The sequence below is a fragment of the Trebonia sp. genome (assembly GCF_049794275.1).
GTDB lineage: Bacteria > Actinomycetota > Actinomycetes > Streptosporangiales > Streptosporangiaceae > Trebonia.
Genome location: NZ_JBARCR010000117.1, coordinates 1 through 25,059 on the forward strand (window position 1 = coordinate 1; position 25,059 = coordinate 25,059).

The following is a 25,059-nucleotide window of genomic DNA, read 5'->3' on the forward strand; positions in this document are numbered from 1 at the left end:
GCGGGAATCCTTGGCCAGGTAAACCCGGCCGCCGTTGCGCACGACGAGCTGGTCGAGCTGGTCGAGCAGCGGGCCAAGGCCGGGGGTGCGGGCCGGGAAGTCAAGCGCGAGCGTCCAGCCGGGGGCAGGGAACGACAGCAGCCCTGGGTCGCCTTCGCCGAACCTCTTGAGCACGGTCACGAACGACGGCGCGGGGTGCGCGCTGACCATCTCGAACGAGCGGCGGACGGCCGGCTCGGCGCCGAACGGAGAAGTTCGTCTTCGGCCGGAAGATGGGCCGCCGGTAGCATTCTCCGCCCTAGTCAACCCTTGGGTTGACTTAATGAAGTCAACTCGCAGGCCGATGGCACGGCCCGCCCGTATCCCTAGTGTGGGTACCAGCGCACGGACCTAGCGAGGAGACAGCAGCCATGGACACGACGAACGGCTTCCCCAGCGGCGGCATCCGGGTGTCGGACGCTGACCGCGACCAGGCCATCGCCGAACTGAGCGAGCACTTCCAGGCCGGACGGCTCACGCAGGAAGAGTACGAGGAGCGGTCCGGGCGCGCGCTGCAGGCCCGGACAGGGGACGACCTCGCCGCCCTGTTCACCGACCTGCCGGGGCGGAGCACGGTTCCCGTCCCGCCGGCCGGCGGTCCGGTGTTCGGCGCTGGCGGCGCTGGCGACCTGAACCGCATGAGTCACCTGCCCATGGCACGCCTCATCATCCTCAGCGTCCTCGCGGTGATCATCGTCGGCAACGTGCTCGGCGGTATCGCCGGCCACGTCGGATTCGGCTGGCTGATTCCTGTCGTGGTCCTCGGGTCCGTGTTCGCGCGGCTGGCCCGCCGCTGACGAGGCGGGAGCTGCGGAGTCACCACGCGCACGTTCGGGATAAAGATCTTTGATTTTCCGAACGGACGCGTGGTGGCTCCCACTATTACGCGTAGTCCCGCTCGTACAGGCTGGGGTTCCCGTAGTCATGAATGGTGCGCGAGGCTGCCACCATGACGCTGGCCCGTCCGGTTCAATTCGGTTACGCCGCGAAGCCGTGGTGGAAGTTTGAACATCTTCAGCGGTTCAACCGGATCCTCATGCCGGTATGCCAGCGTCTCTACCCGGTTGGAGCCGACGTGGCCCCGCCAGCCGATATCGATGCGCTGGCCCGGTGGATGGAACGCTGGGGGCTGTTGCCCGCTGACAAGCCACGCGCCGTGGCACAGCACCAGCTAGAGGCACTGACGTCCCGCCCGGTAGAGACGGTCGAAGCGGAGGGAATGCCGGACACGACGACGAGCCAGATCCTGCGACTGCCGGCCGAATGGGAACCGAGTGAGGCAGTCGTCATCACCTGGCCAGTACTTTTCCCCGGCTTCTGGGGCTTCTACCGCGACCTGGTCGCCGCCATCGCGCCCGCGGCACGGGTCGATGTGCTCATTCCCCATGCCATCTATGCCCCTGCCGTCCTCGCCTATCTCGGTGAAGGCTGGCATGATGACCGGCGGCTGCGGCTTTTGGTCACTGCTAGCGATGACGTCTGGGTCCGGGATTATGGGCCGTTGACCTGCATTGATAAGGCCGGCCAGCGAGTGATGGTGGATGCGATCTTCGACCCTCCGCCGACACCCTTCGCCAATGATGACAGCTTCCCCGTCCGTTACGCCGCTCACCAGGGGTGCTTTAGCCGCCACCTTGCCCTGCACCTAGAGGGAGGCAACCTCTGGTCGGACGGGCAGGGCACCATCATCACCACTGAGGGCCTGTACGCCCGGAATTTCCCGATGCCGGTTGACGAAGTGCGGCATCGGTTGCTGGAGGGACTCGGCGCCGAGACACTGATCGTCGTACCGTCGCTCCGCATGGAGGGCACCGGCCATGTCGACGTGTTTGCCAAGCTGGCGACTCCAGACACGATCCTGGTCACGGAACCACGTTCCGTTATCAACGGCCGACGGCTGACAGAGGTAGCCGAGGTGCTTCGCGCCAGTCGCAACGCCGCGGGGCACTCCTATCGCGTCGTGGCTCTGCCCAGCGTGCCCGCGTACTGCAACTGGGGCGTTTCGCGGATCTGGCCGAGTTACACCAACGCGCTCACGGTTAACCACCGGGTGCTCGTCCCCACCTATGGCTTTCCTGAGCGCGATGCCACTGCGCTCGCCACGTACCAGCAGGTGATGCCCGACCACGAAATCATCGGGATCGACGCCCGCATCGCCGCCAATGCGGGCGGGACCATCCACTGTCTCACCATGCAGATCCCTGCTGATCCCGGGTGAGTGAGCCGGGCCGAGAGAACCCTCACCTTGATGAGGACAGCTACGACAGGCGGGGGCTGTGGAGGCCGGCGCATTCAAGGCAGCCTTGGGACATGCCTGTGCCGCCCGGATCGAGGAGCGCATGAGCGTCACCGTTCTGGAGTTGACCGATCCTCGATGGGCAGACTTCGTGGCAAGGCAGCCGTCGGCGACGCCGTTTCATCACCCGTCCTGGGGCGTGCTGATCGCTGATTGCTATGGCTTCCGCGCTTTCGCGGTAGCCACTAGCGGCGCGGCAGGGGAGATCCAGGCTGGCCTGCCGGTAGTCGAGGTGCGCCATCTTCGGGGCGAGCCTAAGTGGGTGGCACTTCCGTATACGGACTACTGTCCGCCTCTCGCTCCGGCTCCGCGGGGGGAGACAGACCTCGTTTGCGCTCTGCGGCAGGCGAGTAAGGCCGCGGGCGTCCAGCGCGTGGAAGTCCGCGCGCCGATCGAGGGCGCTTCGTCCGTCAGCCACGGCGCGCTCAGGCATGTGATCCCTCTCGAGCGCGATTCCGCCCGGGTCTACGCCAGTTTCCGTTCCTCAGTGCGGAGGCATATCGCACAGGCGGAACGAAGAGGGGTCACGATCCGCCAGGCGGAAAGCCCCGAAGACCTGGTGAACACTTTCTACCGGCTTCACCTGCGGACCCGGCGCCGGTTCGGGGTACCGATTCAGCCGCGCCGCTTCTTCCGCATGCTGTGGGAATCTGTGATACGCACAGGACTGGGCTCAGTCTTGATCGCGGAAGCATCAGGCAGCCCCGTCGCCGCCGAGGTGTTCCTGTCGTGGAACGGGACGACGATCTCCAAGTTCAGCGCTTCCGATGAGAGGGCATGGTCGCTGCGCGCAAACAACCTGATCACGTGGCACCTCATCAAGACAGCTTGTGAGCAGGGCTCCCGGTCGCTCGACTTCGGCCGAACAGATCCCGGCAGCGAAGGACTCAGTATGTTCAAGCGATCATGGGGAGCGGTCGAGCAGCCGCTTTGCTACGGGACACTGGGTGCCGGGCCGGAACCGGCGCCCTCAATGGGCGGCAAGGCCGGTCATTGGCTGGCGTCTGTCATCCGCCACGGCCCACCGGTAGTCTGCCGCGCCGCCGGCGAGGCGCTCTACCGGTACGCCGCGTGAGACCGGGGCATGCGAACCGGGAGCCGACGACCCGAACCTGACCAGGACGGCGATGTGTCTAGTATGGCCGGCCGAGGGCGCGATAGGTCCAGCCGGCGTCCCGCCAGGGGTCCGGGTCCAGTGCGTTCCGGCCATCGACGATGTTGCGCTTGGCTACCACCCCGCCAAGCTCCTCTGGGTCCGCGTCGCGGAACTCCTGCCACTCGGTCAGCAGCAGCGTCACGTCAGCGCTCGTGACGGCCTCCAGCGCCGAGCCGGCGTAGTTCAGCTCGGCGTGCGCCTTGCGGGCGTTGACCAGGGCAACCGGGTCGTACACGGTGACCGCCGCGCCGAGACGATGCATGGTCGCCGCGACGTCAAGCGCCGGCGAGTCCCTGATGTCGTCAGAATCGGGCTTGAACGCCACCCCGAGCACGCCGATCGTCTGACCGCGCAGCGACCCGCCTGCCAGCTCCCTTGCCAGGTCCACCATGCGGGCCCGGCGCCGCATGTTGATGGCGTCCACCTCACGCAAGAACGACAGAGCCTGCTCCACTCCAAGTTCCTCTGCACGGGCCATGAACGCACGGATGTCCTTGGGCAGGCAGCCGCCCCCGAAGCCGAGGCCGGGCTGCAACGCGGCGGCGCCGATCCTCGGGTCGAGCCCCAGCGCCTCCGACAGCATCGTGACGTCGGCGTTCGTCGCCTCGCACACTTCTGCCATGGCGTTGATGAAGGAAATCTTCGTTGCCAGGAAGGCGTTCGCCGCCACCTTCACCATCTCCGCGGTAGCTAGGTCGGTGACGAGGAATGGCGCGCCGGCCGCGATCTGCTTGGCGTACACCTGACGGAGCACGGCTTCCGCGCGCGCCGAGGTCACTCCGGCGACGATCCGGTCTGGCCGCATCGTGTCGTGGACGGCGTGCCCCTCCCGCAGGAACTCCGGGTTCCATGCGAGCTCGCAGGCGGCGCCGGCGGGAGAGATGACCGACAGCCGTTCGGCCAGCGTCTCGGCGGTCCCTACCGGCACGGTGGACTTGCCAACGACTAGGCACGGCCGGTCCAGCAGCGTTCCGAGCGCGCGCAGGCAGCTATGCAACTGGGACAGGTCAGCGCGGTAGGAGCCCGCCCGCTGCGGCGTGCCCACGCAGATGAAGTGCAGGTCGCCGAAGGCGGCCGCCTCCGCGTAGGACGTGGTGAAGGAAAGCCGTCCCGACTTCAGGCCGGAGCGCAGCAGCGGCTCGAGTCCCGGCTCGTAGAAGGGCAGCACCCCGCGGCTGAGCGCGCCGACCTTCGCCGAGTCGGCGTCCATCCCGAGTACATCGAAGCCCGTCTCGGCCAGCCACGCGGCATGTACCGTCCCCAGGTAGCCGGTGCCGAGCACGGTAATACGGCGCACAGTGCCATCTACAGTAGGTGGTAGGCCCATCGTCCCATTCTTGTCGTCATGGCTGGCGGCAGCAGTCGCCACGCGTATTCCTGCGTTCGCTGCAGGGGCCCGGACGCGAGAATTCCTCGGTCCATCCGGGGCTGCTGCGGATAGTGATAGCGGTACATATCGACGGGCCTGGTGCCCCATTTTTCCTTAAACGCCAGGAGGCCAGCGTTGTCACCCGTTCCCTCCCCAAAGTCATATCGCCGGAATCCAGAGGCAGATGCGTCCATGATCGCCGTCCAGTGAATGGCGTCATTCGGCCGGAACTGAAGCTGGCTGCGGTCACGGCCGTTGAAGGCGAAAATAACCGTCTGCCCGTACATGAGGAACAGCGATCCGGCGAGCAGCTGCACCTGACCGCCTGACTGCCGCTCCGCGAGTAGCAGGCGCAGCCGGCCGGGCGGTGCCAGCACATCCCACATGCGCTCGAAAAACTGAAGCGGCCGGGGCGGGATCGCATGCGCGCGCATTGTCCCGACGTAAAGCCGGTACCACCGGCGGACGTCGGCAAGCGATGACGCGGGCCTGACCGTGACGCCGAGCCGGCCTGCCTTCCGCACGGCCCTGGCTATCGCGGCGTGATGGCGCGAATTGCCGAACCGCAGATCTTCCGGCTTCTCGGGCAGATCCAGCACATAGGTCGGGATGCCGTCGTGACGGCTGAATCCGTCCATGAGAGGGCCGAAACCCGGCTCGCTGACCTTCAGTTCAACCCAGCGTGCCCGGCCCGCGTCGACCCGCTCCTTCGCGGCCCAGAGCAAGGCGCGCAAGCTGCTTTCATCCGAAGCGAGCGGGCCGGCGGCGGGGGTGTGCGGCAGTGACGAAAGCCGCAGGCCCGTCAGGATGCTGTTCTTCTCGACCAAGGGAAGGATCCCGCACAGACGTCCCGCGGTGTCGGCGCAGCCGACAGTGGCGTTGCGGTATCCGCACGCTTCTCGTAGCACCCGCAACCACGAGGGATGATGGTAAGGCAGCGCGTCCGGACGGCTCGCCGCGAACTCCGCCCAGCGAGGATCGGTTAGTTCCAGATCGAACGTCTGGAACCCCGGCGGGCACAGACCCTCGGTATGGGCGTCGGACCTGATCACGGGACTATCCGTCCCGCCGCGCGGCCGAGGCCACCGCGGCACCGTCAGCGCGGGGGAATGCGCCGGTCGCGGCCGGCTCGCCCGCCACCACGCCGACGATGGTGCGCCCCGCTACCAACCGGTCGCCCGTCTGCACAGCGAGCGTTATGCGCGTTCCCGCCGGAACGAGCAAGTCGACCTGGGAGCCGAAGCGGATCGCCCCGATTCGCTGGCCAAGCCGCAACTCGTCGCCTTCGGACACGAACGACACGATCCGGCGGACCAGGCGCGAGGCGATCTGCACGATCGCGACCTGCAGGTCCCCGGCTTCGATGACCGTCGTCACCCTCTCGTTGGACCCGACCATGTCCGGGTTCCTGAGCGACCCGAAGGTGCCGTGCATCCGTTCGGATAGCTGCACACGGCCGGCGACGGGCGCGCGATTCACGTGGACGTCCAGCAGGTTCATCGAGATGCCGATGGCCGTCGCGCCGGTATCGCACAGCGAGGTGCCTCGCAACTCCCGCAACGAGGCAGCGCGCCCTCGCTTACTCGCTACCGGAACCTCGCCCGGCGGCACGGGCCTCACGTAGATCACCCGGCCATCGGCGGGGCTGACGATGACGTCGTCGCGATCCGGGGCAGCGCGCTCCGGGTCCCTGTAGAACATGGCGAGCAGGCATGCGACCGCCGCCAGGACCGTTATCCCCCACATGGCGAGCGTTCCCGTGACGAACGTGAAGTGCGCCAGCCGATCGGCCGCACTGAGCACAAGGGCGGTCACCATCGACAGGGCCAGGATGAAGACTCCGGCGCGGAGGACACCGAGCTGCCATTTCCACGCCAGCGCGAGCGTGGTTATCACCGCGAGGACCGTGCCGGCGATAAGGTAACCAGGCATGCAGTTAGCTGCCCTTCAGTCGATGGTAAATTGCCCCGATTCCACAGATAAAGCCGCTCAGCGCATTACGGAAGAACCCCGTCCCTTACGGGGCCGACTGAGCTATTTCGCAAGCGTAGCCCGCCTCCGGGCGGGGCTTATACCCCGTCTGACGTAGCTCTTCTCACCACGACGAGGGTTCCGCGGGCCACGCGGAAGCCCCGAACCTGATCAGGTGCGTAGCCTGCCCATGCGGTCAATAGTGAGAGTGGACAGCGGCAGCGAGCACAGCACGCTTCCAGCGCGCGAGGTTTCTGGCGCGGCTCCTGAGACGGTAGGCGGAGTCGTTATCGGCGGTGATTATCAGGGGCTGGGTATCGCGCGGAGCCTAGGACGGCATGGCATTCCCGTTTGCGTCGTTGACGACGAGGCCTCGGTCGCCCAGGCGTCACGATTCGTGCAGACGGTGGTCCGCGTCCGCGATCTGCGGACGGAGGCATCGCTGCTCAGCGCGCTCGCGCTGACGCGGGACAGGCTGCATTCCGCGAGGTGGGTGCTCTACCCGACCAGGGACGAGAACGTCGCTGCCCTCGCCGCCAACCGCGAAGCGCTGCTCAGCGACTTCAGGGTGCCGGTGCCGGGCATGGGGGCGATCAGCCAGGCGTGGGACAAACGGGAGACTTACCGGCTGGCCACACGGCTATCCATCCCGATACCCCGGACCTGGTTCCCGGCGACCGAGGCGGATCTCGCCAGTGTCGACAGCGACGGGCCTTTCGTCATCAAGCCAGCTATCAAGGAGCACTTCTTCTACGCCACCGGGGTGAAGGCGTGGCGCGCCGATACCAGGGCCGAGCTCGCCGTTGTCTTCCGCCGTGCCGCGGGGATCGTCAGGAGCGGCGAGGTCATCATCCAGGAACTGATTCCGGGAGGTGGCGGGGAACAGTACGCGTACTGCGCTTTCTTCCGCCGGGGGCAGGCGGTCGCGAGCATGACGGTGCGCCGGCGGCGCCAGCACCCGTCGGACTTCGGTCGCGCGAGCACGTACGTCGAGACCGTCTCTGTTGGCGAACTGGCGGCGCCGTCGATCCGGTTTCTCCAGGCCATTGGCTATTACGGGCTCATCGAGCTTGAATACAAGCGCGATCCGCGCGACGGCCGGTACAAGCTTCTCGACGTCAACGCCAGGACGTGGGGGTACCACTCACTCGGCCGGCCCGCGGGAGTGGATTTCCCGTACCTCCTGTTCCGCGATCAGGTGGGCGCGCCTGTCGAAGAGGTGCACGCCAGGCCGGGTGTCCGCTGGATACGGCTTGCCACGGACGTACCGAACGCCGTCCGTGACATCCGGGCGGGAACGCTGCGGCCGGGTGACTACCTGCGCTCGCTACGGGGCGTGGACACGGAGGCCGTGTTCTCCTTCCGCGATCCCCTGCCGTCCTGCTATGAGATCGCGCTGCTTCCGTACCTGGCGTTTAAGCGTGGTCTCTTACCGGCTGAAATGCGAGGGAACCGATGTTTGAAGCTACGCATCCCGTTGGCTTCTTCGACTACTTCCGCGTCCCGTACACCCTGCAGCCGCGAGCGGCCATGACCGGTGACGCACGCGCCCCGGTGCCTGTGCACCAGCTCCGTGCCACGGCGCAACCCGGACGCATGTCACGCGCACTGTTCTGGCTGGGCACCGACGCCGACCCGGCGGCCCTGGCGGCCAGCTGCCAGCTCGGTCGCTACCGGCTGCGGAATTTCACCTTCTTCGGCCATGCCGCCGTCGGCGCGGCCGTTCCCGGCCTGCTTGGCCGGCTTGGCAGCGGATGGCATCCTGCCGAGCAGATCTTCGACAGCGCGGGCGTGCCGCGGGCCGCCGTCTGGCGGGACAGCGACGGCAACGTCTTCCTGCCCTTTGATCCAGCCGAGGTGATGCAGCGGTTCTGGTCGGAGAGTTACCAGCAGGTTGGGCACTCGCCCATAGCGCTCAGGGGCCGCGCGGCCGCGGTGCGGGGCTACTACCTGGTGCGCCCTGTCTTGCCCCGCCGACTGCAACTTCGGCTCCGGCGCGCGTATACCCAAGTGCAGGAGCGTGCGTCCTTCCCGGACTGGCCGGCTGAGGAAAGCCTGCACAACCTCTACAGATGGCTGTTCGGCCTGCTGGCCGGGCTGGCCGGCCAACCCGTGCCGTTCATCGGCGAATGGCCGGATGGCCGGTCCTGGGCGCTGGTGCTGACGCACGACGTGGAAACCGATGCCGGATACCGCAGCCTCGGCCTGCTGCGCGAACCGGAACGCCAGCTCGGCTACCGGTCGTCATGGAATTTCGTCCCGCTTCGCTACAAGGTCGCCGAAGAGACGGTCAGCAACCTGCGGGAAGAAGGCTGCGAGGTTGGCGTCCACGGTCTCCTGCACGACGGGCACGACCTCGGCTCCCGGCGGCTCCTCGCGAAGCGGCTCCCGGCGATGCGTGAGTACGCGGACCGCTGGCAGGCCGTCGGATTCCGCTCCCCGGCCACTCAGCGGAAGTGGGAATGGATGCCCGCTCTCGGGTTCGATTACGACTCGTCCTACAGCGATACCGATCCGTACGAGCCCCAGCCTGGGGGCTGCTGCAGTTATCTTCCTTACTTCAACGAGAGCATGGTAGAACTCCCGATAACCATGCCGCAGGACCACACGCTTTTCGCCATTCTCCAGAATGCCGACGCGGACGTCTGGCTCAGGAAGGCTGAGTTCCTCCGCGAGCGTCAGGGGATGGCGCTGGTTCTTACCCACCCCGACTATGCCGTCGACCCGAGGGTGGCGAACGGGTACCGGTCGCTGCTCTCGCGCTTCCACGATGACCGTACGGTCTGGCACGCCCTGCCCAGAGAGGTCGCCGCCTGGTGGCGGGAGCGCGACTCTTCGGTAATCCGCGGCGGCGGCGACGGCTGGCATATCGAGGGACCCGCCGCGCGCAGCGGGCGAATCCGGTTCGGTTATGCGGGCGGGGCGGCGCGTGGGCGCGATACGGCCGATGCCGACGGTACCCGCTTAAGCGCCTTCGCAGCCGACCGGACTTGGCGTGCAGATCTTCAGTGAACTAGCCTGCAGTCCCGCACCTCCTTGCCATATTTCAAATCCGGCCTCTATGTCCATGAGGTACCACGACGGGGAGGGGATGTAGCCCCGGTTAACCGCGTCCCTGATGAAATCTCCCAAGTCAAGGTTCTGCACGCGCGGGTTGCTCAGGCTGGGCGACGTCATTACGTACCACATGGTGGTACCATCCCACCACAGATTGAAATCAATGCCGGCTATCGTAACCTTCGTGGCGTTTCCACTGGGAATGGCCGGTCCGTTATGGCTCAGCCATATCATCATCTCGCGGTCGGGCTGAGTACGCTGGGTGCAGCTGCTTTGAGATACGCCATGATCATTGCATGGAGTGTAAAAGATATCGAACGCATCGTCCCAGACGCCGCTAGCCGAGACCTGGGTGTCGTACGATAGCCTCACCTGGCTGGCATTTGATTCCAATGATGAAACCTGTATCGGCAGGCCGCTATCCTTAGTGCAATTACCCCAGTGGCAACCGCGGTAGATTGACGGATATCCTCCCGGGGTACCGTCGGTAGGTACGGAAATCTGAGATTGAGTGATTTTGAAGTTCTCGCCGCCGTCGCCGCACATTGAGAATGTACTGCTTGAGTTGTATTCGTTCGTTTGCATCTCGTAGACGCCCCCGTTCAATGGGGCGATAGACCAATGCGCGATCGAATATTGAGGATGGCAGGCAATCACAGCAGACGGCCCGGGTCCGTCCGAGGACCTGAAAGCGTCCGAGAACTTGAAAGCAGAGTAGACGCCCACCACTACTAGGGCCACTACTACCGCTACCAGAGCCTGTGACCGCAATCGCCAGCGCTTGAAAAGAGGTGGACCTATCGTGCTTTCCTCTCCCTAGTCTTAGGCATGGCGAACCGGGCCGGGCGGCCGAGCGGGCTTGACCCACTCGGCGACCAGGTAGGTCGATAGCAGTTCTTCGTCCTCGTACTCCTCGAGTTCGCCATCCGCCTGGAGGGGAGCCAGGGCACTGCGGATCGCCGGATCCCGCTCTGGACGCAGCCGGAACGTGACACCCGGCCAGTGCCGCGAGAACAGTTCTCTCCACTGTACGAGGCGGATCTCGTTCAGGTAACTGTTGGGCTGGACCAGGGAACGGTATTGCGGACGCAGATGCGACCACGGCGGGATGGAATCCCTTCTGCCGCCGAAGATCCGGACGTCGTGACAGCCGCTGTCGCTCGTGTAGAGGTGGACGTCGACGTGGGCTAGTCCGCCCGGCCGCAGGACCCGCGCCACCTGCCGGATCACATCGCCAGGCTCCGACAGGTGCTCGAAGCACGAAGTCGAGAAGACGCAGTCGAAGGAGTCGTCAGGGAAGGTCATGGCGGCGGCGTCCATGGCTACGATCGCCGGATCGCTGTCCACTGTGAGACCCGCACGCTCGGCCTCCCGGCGAAGCGCCCGGTCGTAGCCCATCGCCTTACGGGCCATGGTCTTCAGCGTCCTGATCGAGCCGTTGTTCCGGAATATCCTGAGATACTCGCGGACGGACGGGTGCTGCGGTATGACATCAAGGTCGATCCCCGTGACGCTGTTGTGCCGCGCGAAGAACGACATCTCGACCAGCTGCTGTCCTGGTCCGATGATGAGCATTTCCTTGTCTTGGATCCTGCCGCCGAGCGCGTGTTCCATCTCGGACTGGCTGCTCTCCAGCTCGGCCAGCATCTCGCGTGCCTGACCGGGAACGTCCTGGCGCTTACTTTGCCAGAGGTTGAAGAGCTCACGTGTCCGGCCAAGCATTCCGAGCTGGCGGTCGGTGTAGGATCTGGCAGCTGCTGACTGCGTTACGAGCGCTCGTTCGTACGCGGCGAGGAGACGGGGAACCTGCGCGTCCCATGTGAGGTCGGTGATTCGCTGCAAACCGATCGCCCCTAGCCGGTCACGCATTTCCGGGTCATCGATCAGCTGCACTATCGCTTTGGCGAAAGCGGTGACGTCATTGGCCGCGACGTAGAGGCTGGCATCCCCAGCCGACACCCGGCCCTCATGGAGATCGAACTGTACTATGGGCTTGCCGAAGGACATGTACTCCATGACCTTGATCATTGTTGAAACGTTGTTCGCGGCATTCTCAGGATCCGGGCTTACGCACACGTCCGCCGTGGCAAGCACGGAACCGAGTACCCCGGAGTCAGCGACGTAACCGGTGAAGGTTATGTAGTTTTCGAGTTTCATGCGGCACACGCGTTCCCGGAGCCGCTCGAGCTCGGCACCCGATCCCACCAGGACGAACTGGATATCATCGCGCTGCCAGTCAGCCACGATGATACGGGCCGCGTCAATCAGGTAGTCGAGGCCGTCCTGAATGGCCATCATTCCCACGTACGCGACCATATGCTCGCGCCCATGGCGATGCTTATCGTCAGCGGCGGCACCCGCGAAGCGGGCGATTTCCGGACCGTTCCGTACTACAAACACATCCTCCTGGTGCATGCCCCCGCGACCGATGGCGATATCGCGGAAACTCTCGTTCGTTTCGATGGAAACGTCGCAGGCGCGGTAAGTGAGCCGCTCGAGTAGCATATTCAGCCGCACTTGCCAGCTGCCCCCACGGTATCCCTTGGCCATGATCAGTTCAGGGCACGCGTCGTGATGATCGTAGACAAGCCGGGCCCCGAGGGCCTTGAGCGGCAATGCGGGGAGGAAGAGCAGGTCCGGTGGGTTGCAGATGTGCACCACTTCGATGCGGGAGCGGACGCGTACAGCGAGCGCGAGGAAGAGCTGGGGGGGAAGCGCGGCAGCGTACTCGAGCAGGTAACCGAGGCTGCTCCGGCCCTCGGGCCCGCGCGGGTAGCGGTAGATCCGGACGCCGTCGATGTCTTCCCTCCGACGGGTGTACAGCTCGCCGCGCGGGCAGATGACGCTGACTTCATAACCGCGGGCAATGAGCGCCTGAGCTTCCGCCCAGACACGCATGTCCGGCGGGACCGTCTCGTTCTGGACAAGCATCAGCACCCGTGCGGGTCGCGGCTTGGCCCGCAGGCTGGCACCGGGCCAGCGCCGTGCGGACGTCGGCATAACGGCCGCCCTTCCCCTGAGCCGGGATCATCGTCGGTATCGGTCGCCGAGTCGCCTGGCTCGCGCCGGTAGACATGCGGGGTGCCGAACAATTCCTGGTGCTTCCCGTTGGGGCCTAGTGGCGGCACGGTGCCTGCCATGATCGCTGGCGCGCTGTGGATCACGATGACATCCGCCTGGGCTCGCTTGTCACGGATGACCTGGGCGTGCGCCCCTCTTTTGCGGGCTTGCCGGCGGTACCTGACGTACGCGGCTTCGCCAGCACTCGTTCGTATGCGGCGAGGAGACCGGGAACCTGCGCGTCCCAGTTGAGGTCGGTGGTGATTCTCTGGAAACCGATGTCGCCCATCCGGTCACGCATTTCCGGATCATCGACCAGCCGCACTATCGATTTAGCGAAGTCGGTAACATCATTTGGAGCAGCATAGAGACTGGCCTCTCCCGCCGTCGCGCGACCCTCACAGAGATCGAACTGGACTATGGGCTTCCGCAGGAGCATATATTCCACAGTCTTGTGCATTGAAGAAATATTGTTCATTGGATTCGCCGGGTCCGGACCTACGAATACGTCCGCCGTTTTTAGCACGGAGCCGAGTGCCACGGGGTCAGAAATGAAGCCAGTAAAAGTCATGTAGTCCCTGAGATTCAGGGCGCGTACACGTTCGCGAAGCCGCTCGAGCTCGGGGCCCGATCCCACCAGGACGAACTGAATGTCATGACGCTGCCAGTCAGTGACGATGACGTGTGCGGCGTCAATAAGGTAGTCGAGACCATCCTGGATGGCCATCATTCCTACGTATGCCACCATGTGCTTACGTCCGTAGCGATACTTGTCATCGGCGCGGCTGTCGGCGAAGCGGGTGGTTCTCGGTGCGTTGCGGACCACAAACGTATCTTCCTGGCGCATGTGCCCTCGCTCGAGCGCGATATCGCGGAAGCTCTCATTGGGTTCGAGGGAAACATCGCAGGCACGGTAGGTGAAGCGCTCGAATAGCGTATTCAGCCGCACTACCCAGCTGCCCGCGCGAAAACCCTTGGCTATCATCAGCTCAGGACATGCATCGTGATGATCATAAACAAGCCGCGCCCCAAGCGCCATGAGGGGCATGGCAACGACGAAGAGCAGATCCGGCGGGTTGGAGATCATTACCACGTCGATGCGGCGCCGGGCTCGTATAACGAGTGTGAGAAAGAGCAGGGAAAGAATCGCGACCGTGTACTCCCGAAGGTACCCGGTGATGCTGCGCCCCTCGGGTCCCGGTGAATAGCGGTAGACTCGGATGCCGTCGATGTTTTCCCGGCGCAGGGGATAGCCTTTGCCGAGCGGGCAGATAATGTGTACTTCATACCCACGGGCCGTGAGGGCCTCGGCTTCTGGCCAGACGCGCTGATCCGGCGGGACCGTCGAATTCTGGTTGAGGATTAGCACGCGCATAGGGCGCGGCTTGACTCGCCGCCTACTCGCGACAGGCGGGTGGCTGGCAGGTGCCGACATTACATCCTCACTTCCCTGGGCCGGGATCATCGCCGGGGTCGGTTTCCTTTTCGTTGAGCTGGCCCGGATAGACATGCGCCGCGCCGAACGGCTCCCGATGCTTTCCGTTGGGACCTCGCGGCGGCACGACGCCAGCGAGGATCGCCGGGGCTTCTGATGCGGGAGCCAGCGACTCCGCGTGCGCCCTGGCGGGCTGTGCCTGGCCACTGGCGGGTGAGGACACCCCGGTCAGGACGCCGACGATGGTCCGCGGCCCGGTCGCCCGGATCTCCTGCGCGGCTGCGCTAGCGGCCTCCCGGGTGGTGTGCCGCGCATCCGCAACCACGGCAACGATGTCGCTTGCGCGCGCCAGTGCGATCGTGTGCGAAATCTCGAGCACCGGCGCACCGACGACAACGACGAAATCCGCCTGGGCTCTCATGTCCTGGAATGCCCGGGCCAGCCGGGCGTCCTGGAAGATCTCGACTGACCTGGCGGTCACATAGCCTGCGGTTACGAGCCTTAGCCCAGGCACGCGGGGGACCGGGATCGCCGCCTCGTCAAGCGAGACCCGTCCCGCAAGCAGATCGCTCCAGCCCGGCCTGCGGCTCGCGTCGAAAACCGCACCCAGCGACGGGTGCCATAGGTCCGCCTCGACCAGCAGCACTTTCGCGCCTGGCTCTGCCAGGGCTACGGCCAGGTTGGCTGCCGCGTTCGTGCACCCATCGTCGGCTTGCGCGCCGGCGACAAGGAGCACCACGCCGCCATCAGGCACCGAGGCGACGACGACCTGTGAATTGAGATGTTCCCTGAGATAACGGTAGGACTCGGCCGCCGCGGAGAGCGGGCGCCGGGTGAAGACGTCCTGCGAGTGCCGGACGACCGGGATCGCGGCAAGCACCGGCGCATCCAGGCACCGCTCCAGATCCGCGCTGTCGCGCACCCGGTGATCGAAGTAATCGCGGACGTAGGCGGCCCCGATGCCCAGGAGCAACCCCAGGACCGCGCCAATAGGCAACAGAATCCGCAGGTGGACGCCCGTCGGCGCGGTGGGCAGTGATGCCGCTGTGAGAAGCGTGACATGGACGGGGTCGTGCGCCTGCGTGTTCTTGGGCTGGTTCGCGTCATTACGGAAGGCCGTGTACGCGGCGGTGGCCGCCGCCGCGCAGCGCTGGGCACCGGCCGCCGTCGGCATGGCGCAGTTGATCGACAGCACGTTCGCGGTGCCACCGGTGGCGGAGGTCCCGGACACGGTGGCTGACAGGTCATTGGCCAGCGCGCTCGGCGTGGTACCGAGCGCGCGCGCGGCATCGGCGAGGACGACTCCCGACGTGGCGACCTGCTGCTCGGTGACCATGTTCGGCGAATAGCCGATGTTGAGGGCGGCGATGTTCGGCTCGACGTCGACTTCGGCAGTCGAGACGTAATGTGCCGGGAGGCTGACGTGAATCAGCAACGCCCCCGCGATGCCCGCCAGTGTGGCGGCTATCAGCCACAGGACGTATTTGCGCAGGAATTTCATACGAGCACCCCCAGGGGTGGAGCGGCGGTGGCCGCGAGGGGACTTCGGGGGGCGGCAGGCGAGGCGCGCCGCGCCGGGAGCTTGCGAATGAGGGGCAGCAGCAGGAAAAACGCGTCGCCCGAACCGCGGAACGTCAGGTGCGGGTCAAAAGACATGAGCACCACTTGCGAGCACATGGCCGCCGCCACCGCCGTTGCCACGATCCCGGCGGCGTCGGCCCGCCGCACGTATGCCCAGCTCTTCCTGAGCACGGCGGCGGCGAACGCGATGTAGCTGGCGAGCAGCGGGATCCCGCCGCACCAGAGCAGCCAGGTATAGCCGCTCTCGATCCAGATGAATCCTCCCACTTTGGATGGCGCGGCGACGCGGGGCGTAGGCCGCACCCCCAGGATCCAGTTGTAATCGGAGAACAGCACAGGCCAGAAGAACGTCCGCAGGTTGTAAAGGCGGTCGACCCAGCTGAGCGGAAGGCCGGCGGTGGAATGGAAACCACTGATCCGGAGCTCGATCGCGGGCCACAGCAGCACCCCGCCGAGGAGGGCGACGGGGATCATGTAGACGGCGAGCCGACCCGATCTGGTGAGCACCATAAGCGCGATGAGGGCCACGACCAAGCCGATCACCGTCGCGAACTCCGACGCGGCAATGACGGTGAGCACGTAGAGAACAACGAAGCCGCCCAGCCAGAGGCGGCGCGGGTAACCGCGCGCGATCATCGCGACCGCGATCCCCAGGTTGAGGATCGCCAGATCCGCGGTGGCGGCGGGCAGGCCGAGCAGGGAACTGCCGCGGGCGACCGTCACCATGCCTTCACTGCCGGACGACGAGGAAGTGAGCTTCGCGACCAGTGCGGGAACCCCGGCCACGCCCACCGCCTGCACGATTGCGATGAAGCCGACGATCGCCGCTGCCGCCATCGACAGCCACAGGCACCTCATCACCTGCTCACGTGTCGAGATGACCGAACGGACGATGATGTACTCCGCCAGCAGCTTCCAGAGCACGATGGAGTAGAGGAGATCCACTTCGGTGATCGGGCGCTGCCGGACCAGCATCATCGCCAGCGGCACCAGGGAGGTGGTAACCCCGAGCGCGACCAGGGCGACCTCGACGCTGCCCACTCGGGGCCACCGGATGCCGCCGGTGCGCAGTCCCGCCAGCCAGCGCAATCCGATGGCCAAGCCGAGCAGGACCATGAGCGCTTCGTTTGGCCGTATCAGCGGGACAACGGAGCCGCCGCTGATGCCGGCGACCAGCGGGGTAACGAAGATAAGCAGGTACGCGGCGACGGGCGGCCTGGTCAGGACCCATCCGACGAGGCCGGCGCAGATCACCGCGAACACCGCGTACTTGATCTTGATGCCTGCCAGCGCCCCGACCGCCATGATGCCAAGCAGCAGGAAGGCATCGAGTTGCCGTCTCCGGAGGACCGGTCGTGCCGCTTGTACGGCGCTGGCCGTCAGCGCGGCCGGCCGAGCTGTCCGGGCCAGGCGGCGCGGCCAGTGCGATGCGGCGGGTCCCGGCAGCTCGGGCGGCTCTCCCCGCAGCCGCCGCCAGCGCTGCTGCACCGCTTCGGTCAGCCATCTCACCTGCTGATTGCCCAGGACCGCTTGAGCGGCGAAATAGATGCCGGCTCCTCCCAGGCTTACCAGGAGCATCGTGGCAAGGCGTCCCGGTGCGCCTGTCAGATGGCTGGCGAGGAACTCCGCGGCCGCCCAGGCCGGCAGGATCATGATGGCCGAGCTGATGGCGGTTTGCTCGATCGACACCCGCAGCCCCTGCTCCCCGCCGCGCGGCAGTTCCTGCCGTAGTTTGCGCACCAGGTACCATGCCGCAGCCAAGCTGCCTGCGGAAAAGGACAGGCCAAGGCCGGTGAGGAGAGCAGTGCCATGGAGGTGCACGACGGCGGCTATCCCGGCCGTGCACACGATCGCCTGGATGATCATCCCGCGCAGCGGATTTCTGGTGTCCTTTCGCGCGTAGCACGCGTACGTGGTCACCAGGAACAGCGTCTCGCCGACGATCGCCGGCGCCAGGCCGCCCAGCGCCGCCGAGATCAGGCCACGGCCGTTCGCCGCGCCGAAGGCGCCGAAGCCTATCCCGCCGGCGATGGCCCCGCTAAGGACGAGGTAAGCCGCGGCCGCGGGCACGGCAAAGAAGCAGGCGAACGCCAGGCCGCGCACGTAGGTGTCCCGGAACATCACGGCTTGGCCGGGCGCGGTCATCCTGGACAACCGCGGCACCAGCGAAAGCGCGACCGGCGACGCGGCCAGCGCGATCGGCAGGAAGTAGAAGTTCGCCGCCAGCTGGAAAGCCACCACGCCGCCGGGCACGCGGTCGGCGGCGAGCGACAGCGCCCCGAGCAGCAAAGCTGCCAGCGCGGCTTGGGCCAGCGCGGGCAGGGCCCGGCGGATCGTGGCACGTACCTGGGGGTCGTGCCATCCGGCATTCGGCAAGAGGACGATGCCAACCCGTCTGGCGCCCCACCATTGCACGCTCGCATGCAGCATGACGGCGCCGGTGGTGCCCAGGCCGAGCAGGAGTATGAGGGAGAGCGGGACGCTCTGCTCCGTTGCCACCCGGGTGTAGAGGACGGCCACCACCCCGAGGACGGCGATCGTGCCCAGATTCTCGATGGCGGGCGCGGCGGCCGGGAGCGCGAAGCGGCGGTGGGCGTTCATGACCGCCGTTGCCGTGCCCACGATCGCGTACAGCGGCACCTGCGGCAGCAGGAGCAGCACCAGCACCGCGCCGACGTGCACCTGGCTGCTTGCAGCCGCGCTGTCGGCGGCGCCGGCCGAGCCCAGCCTGAGTAGCCAGGGGGTGGCGACCGCCGCGGCGGGAACTATCGCCAGCATGCCCAGCATCGCCATCCCGAGCAGACCGCCAGCGGTACGCGCTTCCGCTGACCGGTTCCCTGAGTCGATATGGCCGACAAGAGCGGGCACGAGCAGCGATGAGAACATCGACCCGGCCAGCAGACCGTAGAACACCAGGTTCGGCAGGGAGTTAGTGAACTGGAAGGTGTTGGCGAAGTAGGTCGCGCCGAGCACGGCTGCGATCGTGATGCCGCGCAGGACCCCGGTGATGCGGCTGACGAGGGTCCAGACGGCGACCGACAGGGAGTCGCTGACCGCACCCTCGGGCGCGGTCAGGTCGGAACCGCCGAGAGCATCAGGGCCGGCGCCGGGGAGGTTGCCGGCCATCAGCTCGCGCCTCCCCGGAAAAGCGCTGGCACCGTCCGGGCCAGGATGCTGAGGTCAAGGAGCACGCTGTGGCGCCGCGTGTACTCGACGTCGAGTTCGAGGGCCGTGCGCATGGAGAGACGGCTACGGCCCTTGACCTGCCACAGACCGGTTATGCCTGGCTTCACCGTGAAACGCCGCCGGTAGGGCGCCGCGAGGAGTTCCGCTTCCCACGGGAGCATGGGACGCGGTCCGACGAGAGACATCTCGCCGCGCAGCACGTTGATCAGCTGCGGCAGTTCGTCCAGGCTGGTTCGCCGCAGCCATGCGCCCAGCCGTGTCACACGCGGGTCGCCGGTCAGCTTGAACAGCGCGTTGTTCCGTGCCGGGACTTCCTCTTCCGCCTTTTCCGCCTCTTCCGCCTCTTCCGCGGAGAGCATGGTGGTGACGTAATCACGATGCGTCCGGTCGTCATTGTCCGCGTACATGCTGCGCAGCTTCAGCATCGTGAAGGGCCTCATGCCACGGCCGAGCCGTTCCTGCCGGAACAGCGCCGGGCCGGTGGACGTCGAGCGCACCAGGCACCACAAGAGCAGCAGCAAGGGCGCCGCGAGGACGATCAGCGCCGAGGCCAGCCCGATGTCTATTGCCCTCTTCACGACCTCCTCGCCAAGGCGGGGCGCGGTGATTTCCTTCCGTGCCGCGAGGTCAGTCACGGCACCGTTCCCTTCCCACCCGCTCATCGATATCGGGCAGTTCCGCGACGGCGCGGCGCGGCACCGCGGGGTTGCCGAAGGCCACCACAGCCGCGGGAATGTCACGCGTGACAACGGATCCAGCCCCGATGAGCGCGCCCGCGCCAATGCGCACGAACGGCAGAATCGTCACGTTGACGCCGATTTGCGCTCCAGCGCCAATCCTGGGGCCAGCCATCAGCTGAGCAGAGCGCTGGTCACCGGGGTAAAGGTCGTTGGCGATCGTCACTCCGGGCGCGAGAAAGACGTCGTCTTCCAGCTCGCTAAATTGCGCGACGTAGCAATTGCAGTGGATTTTCACGCGGTCGCCTATGCGGCAGCCGTAATCGATGACGCTGTTGGTCCAGACCGAGACGTCATCGCCGACCTTGCAGGCTTCCCTGATGACGACGCCGTGCCCGGTCTGCAGGCCGCGCCCGATCGTCGAACCGTCGTAGAGGACGGTTCCCGACCTGAGCCTGGCCCCGGCCCCGAGCACCAGCGGCTCCGCGCTAGCGCGCGACACGGGGTAGCCGACGAGCACTCCGTGGTCGGCCTGCGTTACCTCGCGAGCAGGCGTGCCTGCGGGCTTACTGGGCACTGGCAGCCTCCGAACCGACGGCTGCGGCCCGCAGGGCCTCGGCGAGCGACTCGCACACGTAGTCGACCTGGCGGTCGGTCATGTGCGGGAACAGCGGGAGCGACAGAACTTCACCGGCCGCTCGTTCGGCTACCGGCAGGGGGTGCTCCGCGAGCCGCCGCAGCGGGGGCTGCCTGTGACACGGCACGGGGTAGTGCACGCCCGTCTGGATTCCGCGCCTGGTTAGTGCGGTGCGGACGCTGTCTCGCCTGGGGACACGCACAACGAACAGGTGGTAGACGTGTCGTGCCAACGGCGCGGTAGCTGTCAGTTTCAGTCCGGTGCCGGTGAACTCGCCTCCGCCGAGATGCTCCCGGTAGCGCGAAGCCAGCGCGATCCGGCGTTCTGTCCACTCCTCGAGGTGGGCAAGCTTTCCGGAGAGCAAGATCGCCTGGAGGGCATCCAGGCGGCTGTTCGTGCCGATGCGGTCGTGGTGGTAGTGCGAGTGACCATGGGACCGGCCATGGTTGGCCAGCGACCGTATCTCATCAGCCAGTTCCGGCCGCGAGGTTGTCACGGCGCCAGCGTCCCCGAAGGCGCCCAGGTTCTTCGCGGGATAGAAGCTGAAGCACGCCACCGCGCCAAAGGATCCCGCGCGACGGCCGCCCCATTCCGCGCCGTGCGCCTGCGCGGCGTCTTCGATGACGGCTATTCCCGTCTGCTGAGCGATGGCGGCAAGGCCTGCCATATCCGGCAGCTGTCCGTACAGATGGACGATGATGACCGCCCGGGTGCACGGCGTGATCGCCGCGGCGAGGGTGTCCGCCGTCATGAGCAGCGTGTCGTCGCTGACATCGGCGAACCGCGGAGTGGCACCCGCCCGCACCACCGCGGCGGCGGTGGCGATGAATGTGTTCGCGGGAACGACTACCTCATCGCCTGGGCCCACGCCGAGCGCGGTAAGGCTGAGCAGCAGGGCGTCCGTTCCGTTGCCGAGGCCGACACCATGGTCTGCGCCGCAGTACGCGGCCCACCCTCGCTCGAAGGCCGTGACCGCTGGGCCGCCGATGTACGCGCCGTCGAGCAGGCACGACAGATAGTCCTGCTCGATCTCTGGCCAGACTTCACCCGTCATCGCGGCCAGGTCGGTAAACGGGACGCGGGTCATCTCGCGAGTTTCCGAGCTGTCCAGGTTCATCGGCGTGCCCGCTGCATCAGCCAACGGGGGTCCCGGCGAAGGCCGCGTCGAGCCCGGCCTGCGACCTAGCCTGCCGCTGCGCTACCTCGGCGAGAGTCACCGGCCGCTGCTCTCGCAGCGAGATCTGGGCGCATTCCAGGGCCTGGACGACGGCCAGGCCGTTGCTCCCGTCCACGCTGGGAGACGAGTCGCCGGCGATACAGTCGACGAACTGCTGATCCTGAACCGCGAGCGGCTCAGCGAAGGGGACGAACGGAGCGACCATGTCGCCTAGGTGGTAAGCGACTCCGGACAACGGCCCGCCGTTCCCATCAGGGGGGATCGCCGATTTGTCGTAGACGCGGATTCGCTCCTCATCCGCCATGTCGTCGTACTCGGCCATCTTCGCGGAACCCACCGCCGTTATCCGGCGCACCTTGCGGGGATCCAGCCAGCTGACATGAATGTTCGACCGCACGCCGAGGTCGCCGTACTCGAGCCGCAGGTAAGCCACGTCTTCATGTTCCGGATGAACATGGCGTGCTCCCCAGACCGTGACGGCTGTCGGCCGTGCGCCGAGCACGAAATTCGAAATCGATATATCGTGCGAGGCCAGGTCGAAAATGACATTCACGTCGCTCTGGTAGAGCCCGAGATTCAGCCGCGCGCAATCAAGGTAGAAGAGCCGCCCGAGGTGCCCCCCGCGCACCAGGTCGCGCAGCTTATGCACGGCCGCGTTGTGCTCGAACGTGTGCCCGGGCATGAGCACCACCCCAGCGGCCGCCGCGGCATCGACGATCATCCGCGCCGCGGCCGTGGTAGTCGCCATGGGCTTTTCGACAAGCACGTGCTTCCCTGCCGCGATCGCCTTCAGGGCAAGAGGCGCATGACTCGCCGGCGGTGTGGCGATGACCACCGCGTCAACATGCGGCAGGGCTTCCTCGATGTCGGCATACGCCGCGATCCCGGGCTCAGCCTCCCGACGGCCGTCACCGATCTCGGCGAACCGCTGGTCCACGCCGATGACAGCGCCCACCCCGGTCGTGGCACGGAGCACACGGACGTGCCTCGAACCCCAGTAACCCACCCCCACGACGCCGACCCGAATCTCGCCAGCTCGTGCCCGCACTTCCCACCCCCCGGCTCAGCCCCCGCGGCCTGGATTCCTATAAAGCACACCCGCTTTCGGCAGCCTCACCCATCACCAGCCCGAACGGCACCCCCGCGTGAGCTGCTACAACTACGCCAGATTAGGATGACCAGCACTGGACGGAAGTGACATGAGTGACGCGGTTAGCAGGGCGGACTAGCGCGGCTCGCCATTCTGCGGCAGTGCTCCCAGCCTGGGTCTCGCCAGTGCTACCACTTCGAGTGTGGAGTGGACTCCGAACTTCACCATGAGGCTGTGCAGGTGGGTGCGCACCGTGTTCGCGGACAACTGCAGCCGCTCCGCGATCTCTTTCCGCCCGGAACCCTCCACCAGCAGGAACAAGACGTCCCGCTCACGGCGGGTGAGAGACTCGAGCAGGTCATCGCCGTCGCGGCGGCGGTCTTGATCCTCGATGAGCAAGCGCAGCACCGCGCCTAGCTCGCTGGGGGGGATCCAGGTGTCGCCGCGGGCAACGCCGCGGATGACGCGAAGAAGATGATCGACCGACTCATCCTTCCGCACCCAGGCCGCCGCTCCGGCGCGTACCGCGGCCACGATCCGCTCCGGCTGGGAAGCCGCGCTAACCATGACGACGCGCGCCTGATCTCCGCTCCGCGTCAGGTCAGCGCAGAAGGCGACGGCCGAGTCATCAGGCAATTCGGCATCGAGCAGGATGACATCGGCTGACCGCCCGACCAGCACGCGCGGGGCGAACTTCGCGGAATGGGCTTTCGCCACTACCGTCAGGTCTGGCTCGGCCTGCAGCCGGGTCGACAGGGCGTCACGGAATGCGAGACGCTGGTCGACGATGAGCACATGAATCACTGCCGGCGCCGCCGGCGCGGACGGAACTGCCATCACCGTCTCCGGGCTCTCGCCCTCTCCTCAGGCAGCGGGCTGCGGTCAGACGCGCTGACCCGTTTATCCGCGGGCGGGAAGACATCAATGGCCGTGGCCTCGTCGATGAGCACACCGTCCTGACTGGCGAGCGCGGCGAGTTGCAGCCGGCTGTGCGCGCCGAGTTTCGCGAGCACGTTCTTCACGTAGGTGCGGACGGTACCGACCGTGATGTTCATCGCGCCCGACATCTGCCTGGTGCCCTGCCCGGCTGCGATCCTGGTGAGGATCTCCTTCTCCCGCGGCGACAGCTCGCACAGCCGGTTCCTGTCGCGGGCGGGGAACCGCAGCGGGCCCGGATCAAGCACGTTCCGGCCGGCCTCGATCGCATCCAGCGCCGCTGCGATCTGCGCGACGCTCTGGTCCTGATGCGTAAGGCCCGCCACACCGCTTCTCATGAACTGAGACACCGTCTCGGGGTCAGTGGTCTGTGACAGCACCAGCACCTTCGTGCCGGGGTAGCGTCGCAGGATGGCACGGACGGTATCGGGGCCGCTCGGCTGATGGCCAGGCTGCAAGCCGAGCAGACAGACATCCGGTACCCAGTCATCGGCCGGGGTGGGGGCATCGCTGACGGCCGCCACGACTGCCAGGATGTCGTAGCCGCGCGCATCGAGCGCGCACGCCAGCGCTTCCGCCAGCATCCGCTGCTGATCGCAGATGAGTATCTTCATTTCGCCCCCTGCCCATTCGAACGTGCCGGCGCTAGGCACCACATATGCGATTCAGAGCGCAAGCAGAATTCCGGTGTAGGGGGGTATGCCGAATCCACGGCGCTTTGTCTGGCCCAATGGCAGAAAGGCCCGGATGTCCGTGCGTTCGTCGCGCCATCCGCAGCGGAGTCGCTCGTGAAGGCGCGAAATCGTGGTGGCAAGGCCGCGCCGCTTCGGGCTCTCTCACCCGGGGGAAGCCACCGGCGCTGTTCGATCGGGACAGGGCTCGTTTGGGGGTAGTCCTGTACAGCAAGCAACGATATATTCCCGCCTAAGCAGGACCGATGGCCTCGAACGCGGTCGCGGGACAGCAATCGAGACTAGCGGCCTAGTGTAGGCATGACCCCCGGCACTCCTCGCCCGCATCCCGTTCCATCCAGCCAAAGCGGGCGAAGATCATGAACTAATTTACCGGCTCAATGTGCACATCACCTACCCATTGCCGGCAAGACTTGGCTGCAATTTGTTATCTCATTGTTATAAGAGCTTTAACCGAATTTACATTGGTCATATCTTGAATATGCGTAGCTTAACGCCCCGTTGCAGGAATTCACATATATATCATGACAAATACAATAATTCGGGCATTAAGGAACGCACTCAGGACACGAACGGCCGCGACGCTACAGGCCCAGGCGGCGGGAGAGATCGGACGCTAGCGCGCCGGACGGGTCGACCTCGGCGCGCAGCTTGCGGAACTCTGGCAGGCGCGGGTACATCTCCTCGAGCACCCCGGCCG

The 25,059-nt window shown here is 66.1% G+C and carries 20 protein-coding genes and 1 pseudogene; 5 read left to right on the forward strand and 16 right to left on the reverse strand.

Annotated elements, in window-relative coordinates; genetic code table 11:
• Positions 1-210 (reverse strand): annotated as a pseudogene (locus WA805_RS03105) (decaprenylphosphoryl-beta-D-ribose oxidase); the annotation flags it as partial.
• 200 nt (positions 211-410) lie between these two features.
• On the opposite strand from WA805_RS03105, the gene WA805_RS03110 reads away from it, so the two are divergent.
• The 3 genes from WA805_RS03110 (at position 411) to WA805_RS03120 (ending at position 3,410) form a co-directional block, all read left to right on the forward strand.
• Positions 411-836 carry a DUF1707 SHOCT-like domain-containing protein gene (locus tag WA805_RS03110; protein WP_425241601.1) on the forward strand — a complete coding sequence of 142 codons (426 nt, stop codon included), beginning with the start codon at positions 411-413 and terminating at the stop codon, positions 834-836.
• A 152-nt stretch (positions 837-988) separates the two neighbouring features.
• The gene (locus WA805_RS03115; protein WP_425241602.1) at positions 989-2,257 is read left to right on the forward strand and encodes an agmatine deiminase family protein; all 1,269 of its coding nucleotides are present in this window, start codon (positions 989-991) and stop codon (positions 2,255-2,257) included.
• Between the two features lie 58 nt (positions 2,258-2,315).
• Entirely contained in the window at positions 2,316-3,410 is a 1,095-nt protein-coding gene (locus WA805_RS03120; protein ID WP_425241603.1) for a lipid II:glycine glycyltransferase FemX, read from the forward strand.
• Between the two features lie 58 nt (positions 3,411-3,468).
• Here WA805_RS03120 and WA805_RS03125 read toward each other — a convergent pair whose 3' ends face one another.
• Genes WA805_RS03125 through WA805_RS03135 form a run of 3 tightly spaced genes read right to left on the reverse strand, consistent with a single transcriptional unit; the run spans position 3,469 to position 6,792 of the window.
• On the reverse strand, positions 3,469-4,818 hold the full coding sequence (locus tag WA805_RS03125; protein WP_422324150.1) for a UDP-glucose dehydrogenase family protein: 1,350 nt from the start codon (positions 4,816-4,818) through the stop codon (positions 3,469-3,471).
• Entirely contained in the window at positions 4,797-5,912 is a 1,116-nt protein-coding gene (locus WA805_RS03130) for a lipid II:glycine glycyltransferase FemX (protein ID WP_425241604.1), read from the reverse strand. The genes WA805_RS03125 and WA805_RS03130 overlap by 22 nt, the downstream gene beginning before the upstream one ends.
• Before the next feature lie 4 nt (positions 5,913-5,916).
• Positions 5,917-6,792, reverse strand: coding sequence for a phosphatidylserine decarboxylase (locus WA805_RS03135; RefSeq protein WP_425241605.1), 876 nt, complete (start codon positions 6,790-6,792; stop codon positions 5,917-5,919).
• A 436-nt stretch (positions 6,793-7,228) separates the two neighbouring features.
• On the opposite strand from WA805_RS03135, the gene WA805_RS03140 reads away from it, so the two are divergent.
• Both WA805_RS03140 and WA805_RS03145 read left to right on the forward strand, forming a co-directional pair.
• Positions 7,229-8,365 (forward strand): hypothetical protein, encoded by a 1,137-nt coding sequence (locus WA805_RS03140; protein ID WP_422281983.1) that lies wholly within the window; start codon positions 7,229-7,231, stop codon positions 8,363-8,365.
• Complete coding sequence (locus tag WA805_RS03145; RefSeq protein WP_425241606.1) at positions 8,287-9,843, forward strand: hypothetical protein; 1,557 nt, start codon at positions 8,287-8,289, stop codon at positions 9,841-9,843. Before WA805_RS03140 ends, WA805_RS03145 begins: the two co-directional genes overlap by 79 nt.
• On the opposite strand, the gene WA805_RS03150 is transcribed toward WA805_RS03145, so the two are convergent.
• From WA805_RS03150 to WA805_RS03205, 12 genes are all read right to left on the reverse strand, one after another.
• A complete protein-coding gene (locus WA805_RS03150; protein ID WP_422281997.1) occupies positions 9,796-10,473 on the reverse strand; it encodes a GH12 family glycosyl hydrolase domain-containing protein in 678 nt (225 codons plus the stop codon). The genes WA805_RS03145 and WA805_RS03150 overlap by 48 nt on opposite strands.
• Before the next feature lie 237 nt (positions 10,474-10,710).
• Positions 10,711-12,888 (reverse strand): glycosyltransferase, encoded by a 2,178-nt coding sequence (locus WA805_RS03155; protein ID WP_422288517.1) that lies wholly within the window; start codon positions 12,886-12,888, stop codon positions 10,711-10,713.
• 160 nt (positions 12,889-13,048) lie between these two features.
• Entirely contained in the window at positions 13,049-14,323 is a 1,275-nt protein-coding gene (locus WA805_RS03160; protein ID WP_422288518.1) for a glycosyltransferase family 4 protein, read from the reverse strand.
• 67 nt (positions 14,324-14,390) lie between these two features.
• On the reverse strand, positions 14,391-15,884 hold the full coding sequence (locus WA805_RS03165) for a hypothetical protein (RefSeq protein WP_422281975.1): 1,494 nt from the start codon (positions 15,882-15,884) through the stop codon (positions 14,391-14,393).
• Positions 15,881-19,090, reverse strand: coding sequence for a murein biosynthesis integral membrane protein MurJ (murJ, locus tag WA805_RS03170; RefSeq protein ID WP_422281972.1), 3,210 nt, complete (start codon positions 19,088-19,090; stop codon positions 15,881-15,883). The genes WA805_RS03165 and murJ overlap by 4 nt, the downstream gene beginning before the upstream one ends.
• Positions 19,090-19,785 (reverse strand): sugar transferase, encoded by a 696-nt coding sequence (locus WA805_RS03175; protein WP_422281970.1) that lies wholly within the window; start codon positions 19,783-19,785, stop codon positions 19,090-19,092. Before WA805_RS03175 ends, murJ begins: the two co-directional genes overlap by 1 nt.
• A complete protein-coding gene (locus WA805_RS03180; protein ID WP_422281968.1) occupies positions 19,778-20,347 on the reverse strand; it encodes a DapH/DapD/GlmU-related protein in 570 nt (189 codons plus the stop codon). Before WA805_RS03180 ends, WA805_RS03175 begins: the two co-directional genes overlap by 8 nt.
• Positions 20,348-20,393: 46 nt before the next feature.
• Positions 20,394-21,605, reverse strand: a complete 1,212-nt coding sequence (locus WA805_RS03185) for a DegT/DnrJ/EryC1/StrS family aminotransferase (RefSeq protein WP_422281966.1) — start codon at positions 21,603-21,605, stop codon at positions 20,394-20,396.
• On the reverse strand, positions 21,598-22,689 hold the full coding sequence (locus WA805_RS03190) for a Gfo/Idh/MocA family protein (protein WP_422337347.1): 1,092 nt from the start codon (positions 22,687-22,689) through the stop codon (positions 21,598-21,600). The genes WA805_RS03185 and WA805_RS03190 overlap by 8 nt, the downstream gene beginning before the upstream one ends.
• 177 nt (positions 22,690-22,866) lie before the next feature.
• Entirely contained in the window at positions 22,867-23,568 is a 702-nt protein-coding gene (locus tag WA805_RS03195) for a response regulator transcription factor (RefSeq protein WP_422281962.1), read from the reverse strand.
• Positions 23,568-24,281, reverse strand: coding sequence for a DNA-binding response regulator (locus WA805_RS03200; protein ID WP_422281960.1), 714 nt, complete (start codon positions 24,279-24,281; stop codon positions 23,568-23,570). The genes WA805_RS03195 and WA805_RS03200 overlap by 1 nt, the downstream gene beginning before the upstream one ends.
• Positions 24,282-24,943: 662 nt before the next feature.
• Entirely contained in the window at positions 24,944-25,039 is a 96-nt protein-coding gene (locus WA805_RS03205) for a hypothetical protein (protein ID WP_422337348.1), read from the reverse strand.
• Positions 25,040-25,059: the final 20 nt, after the last annotated feature.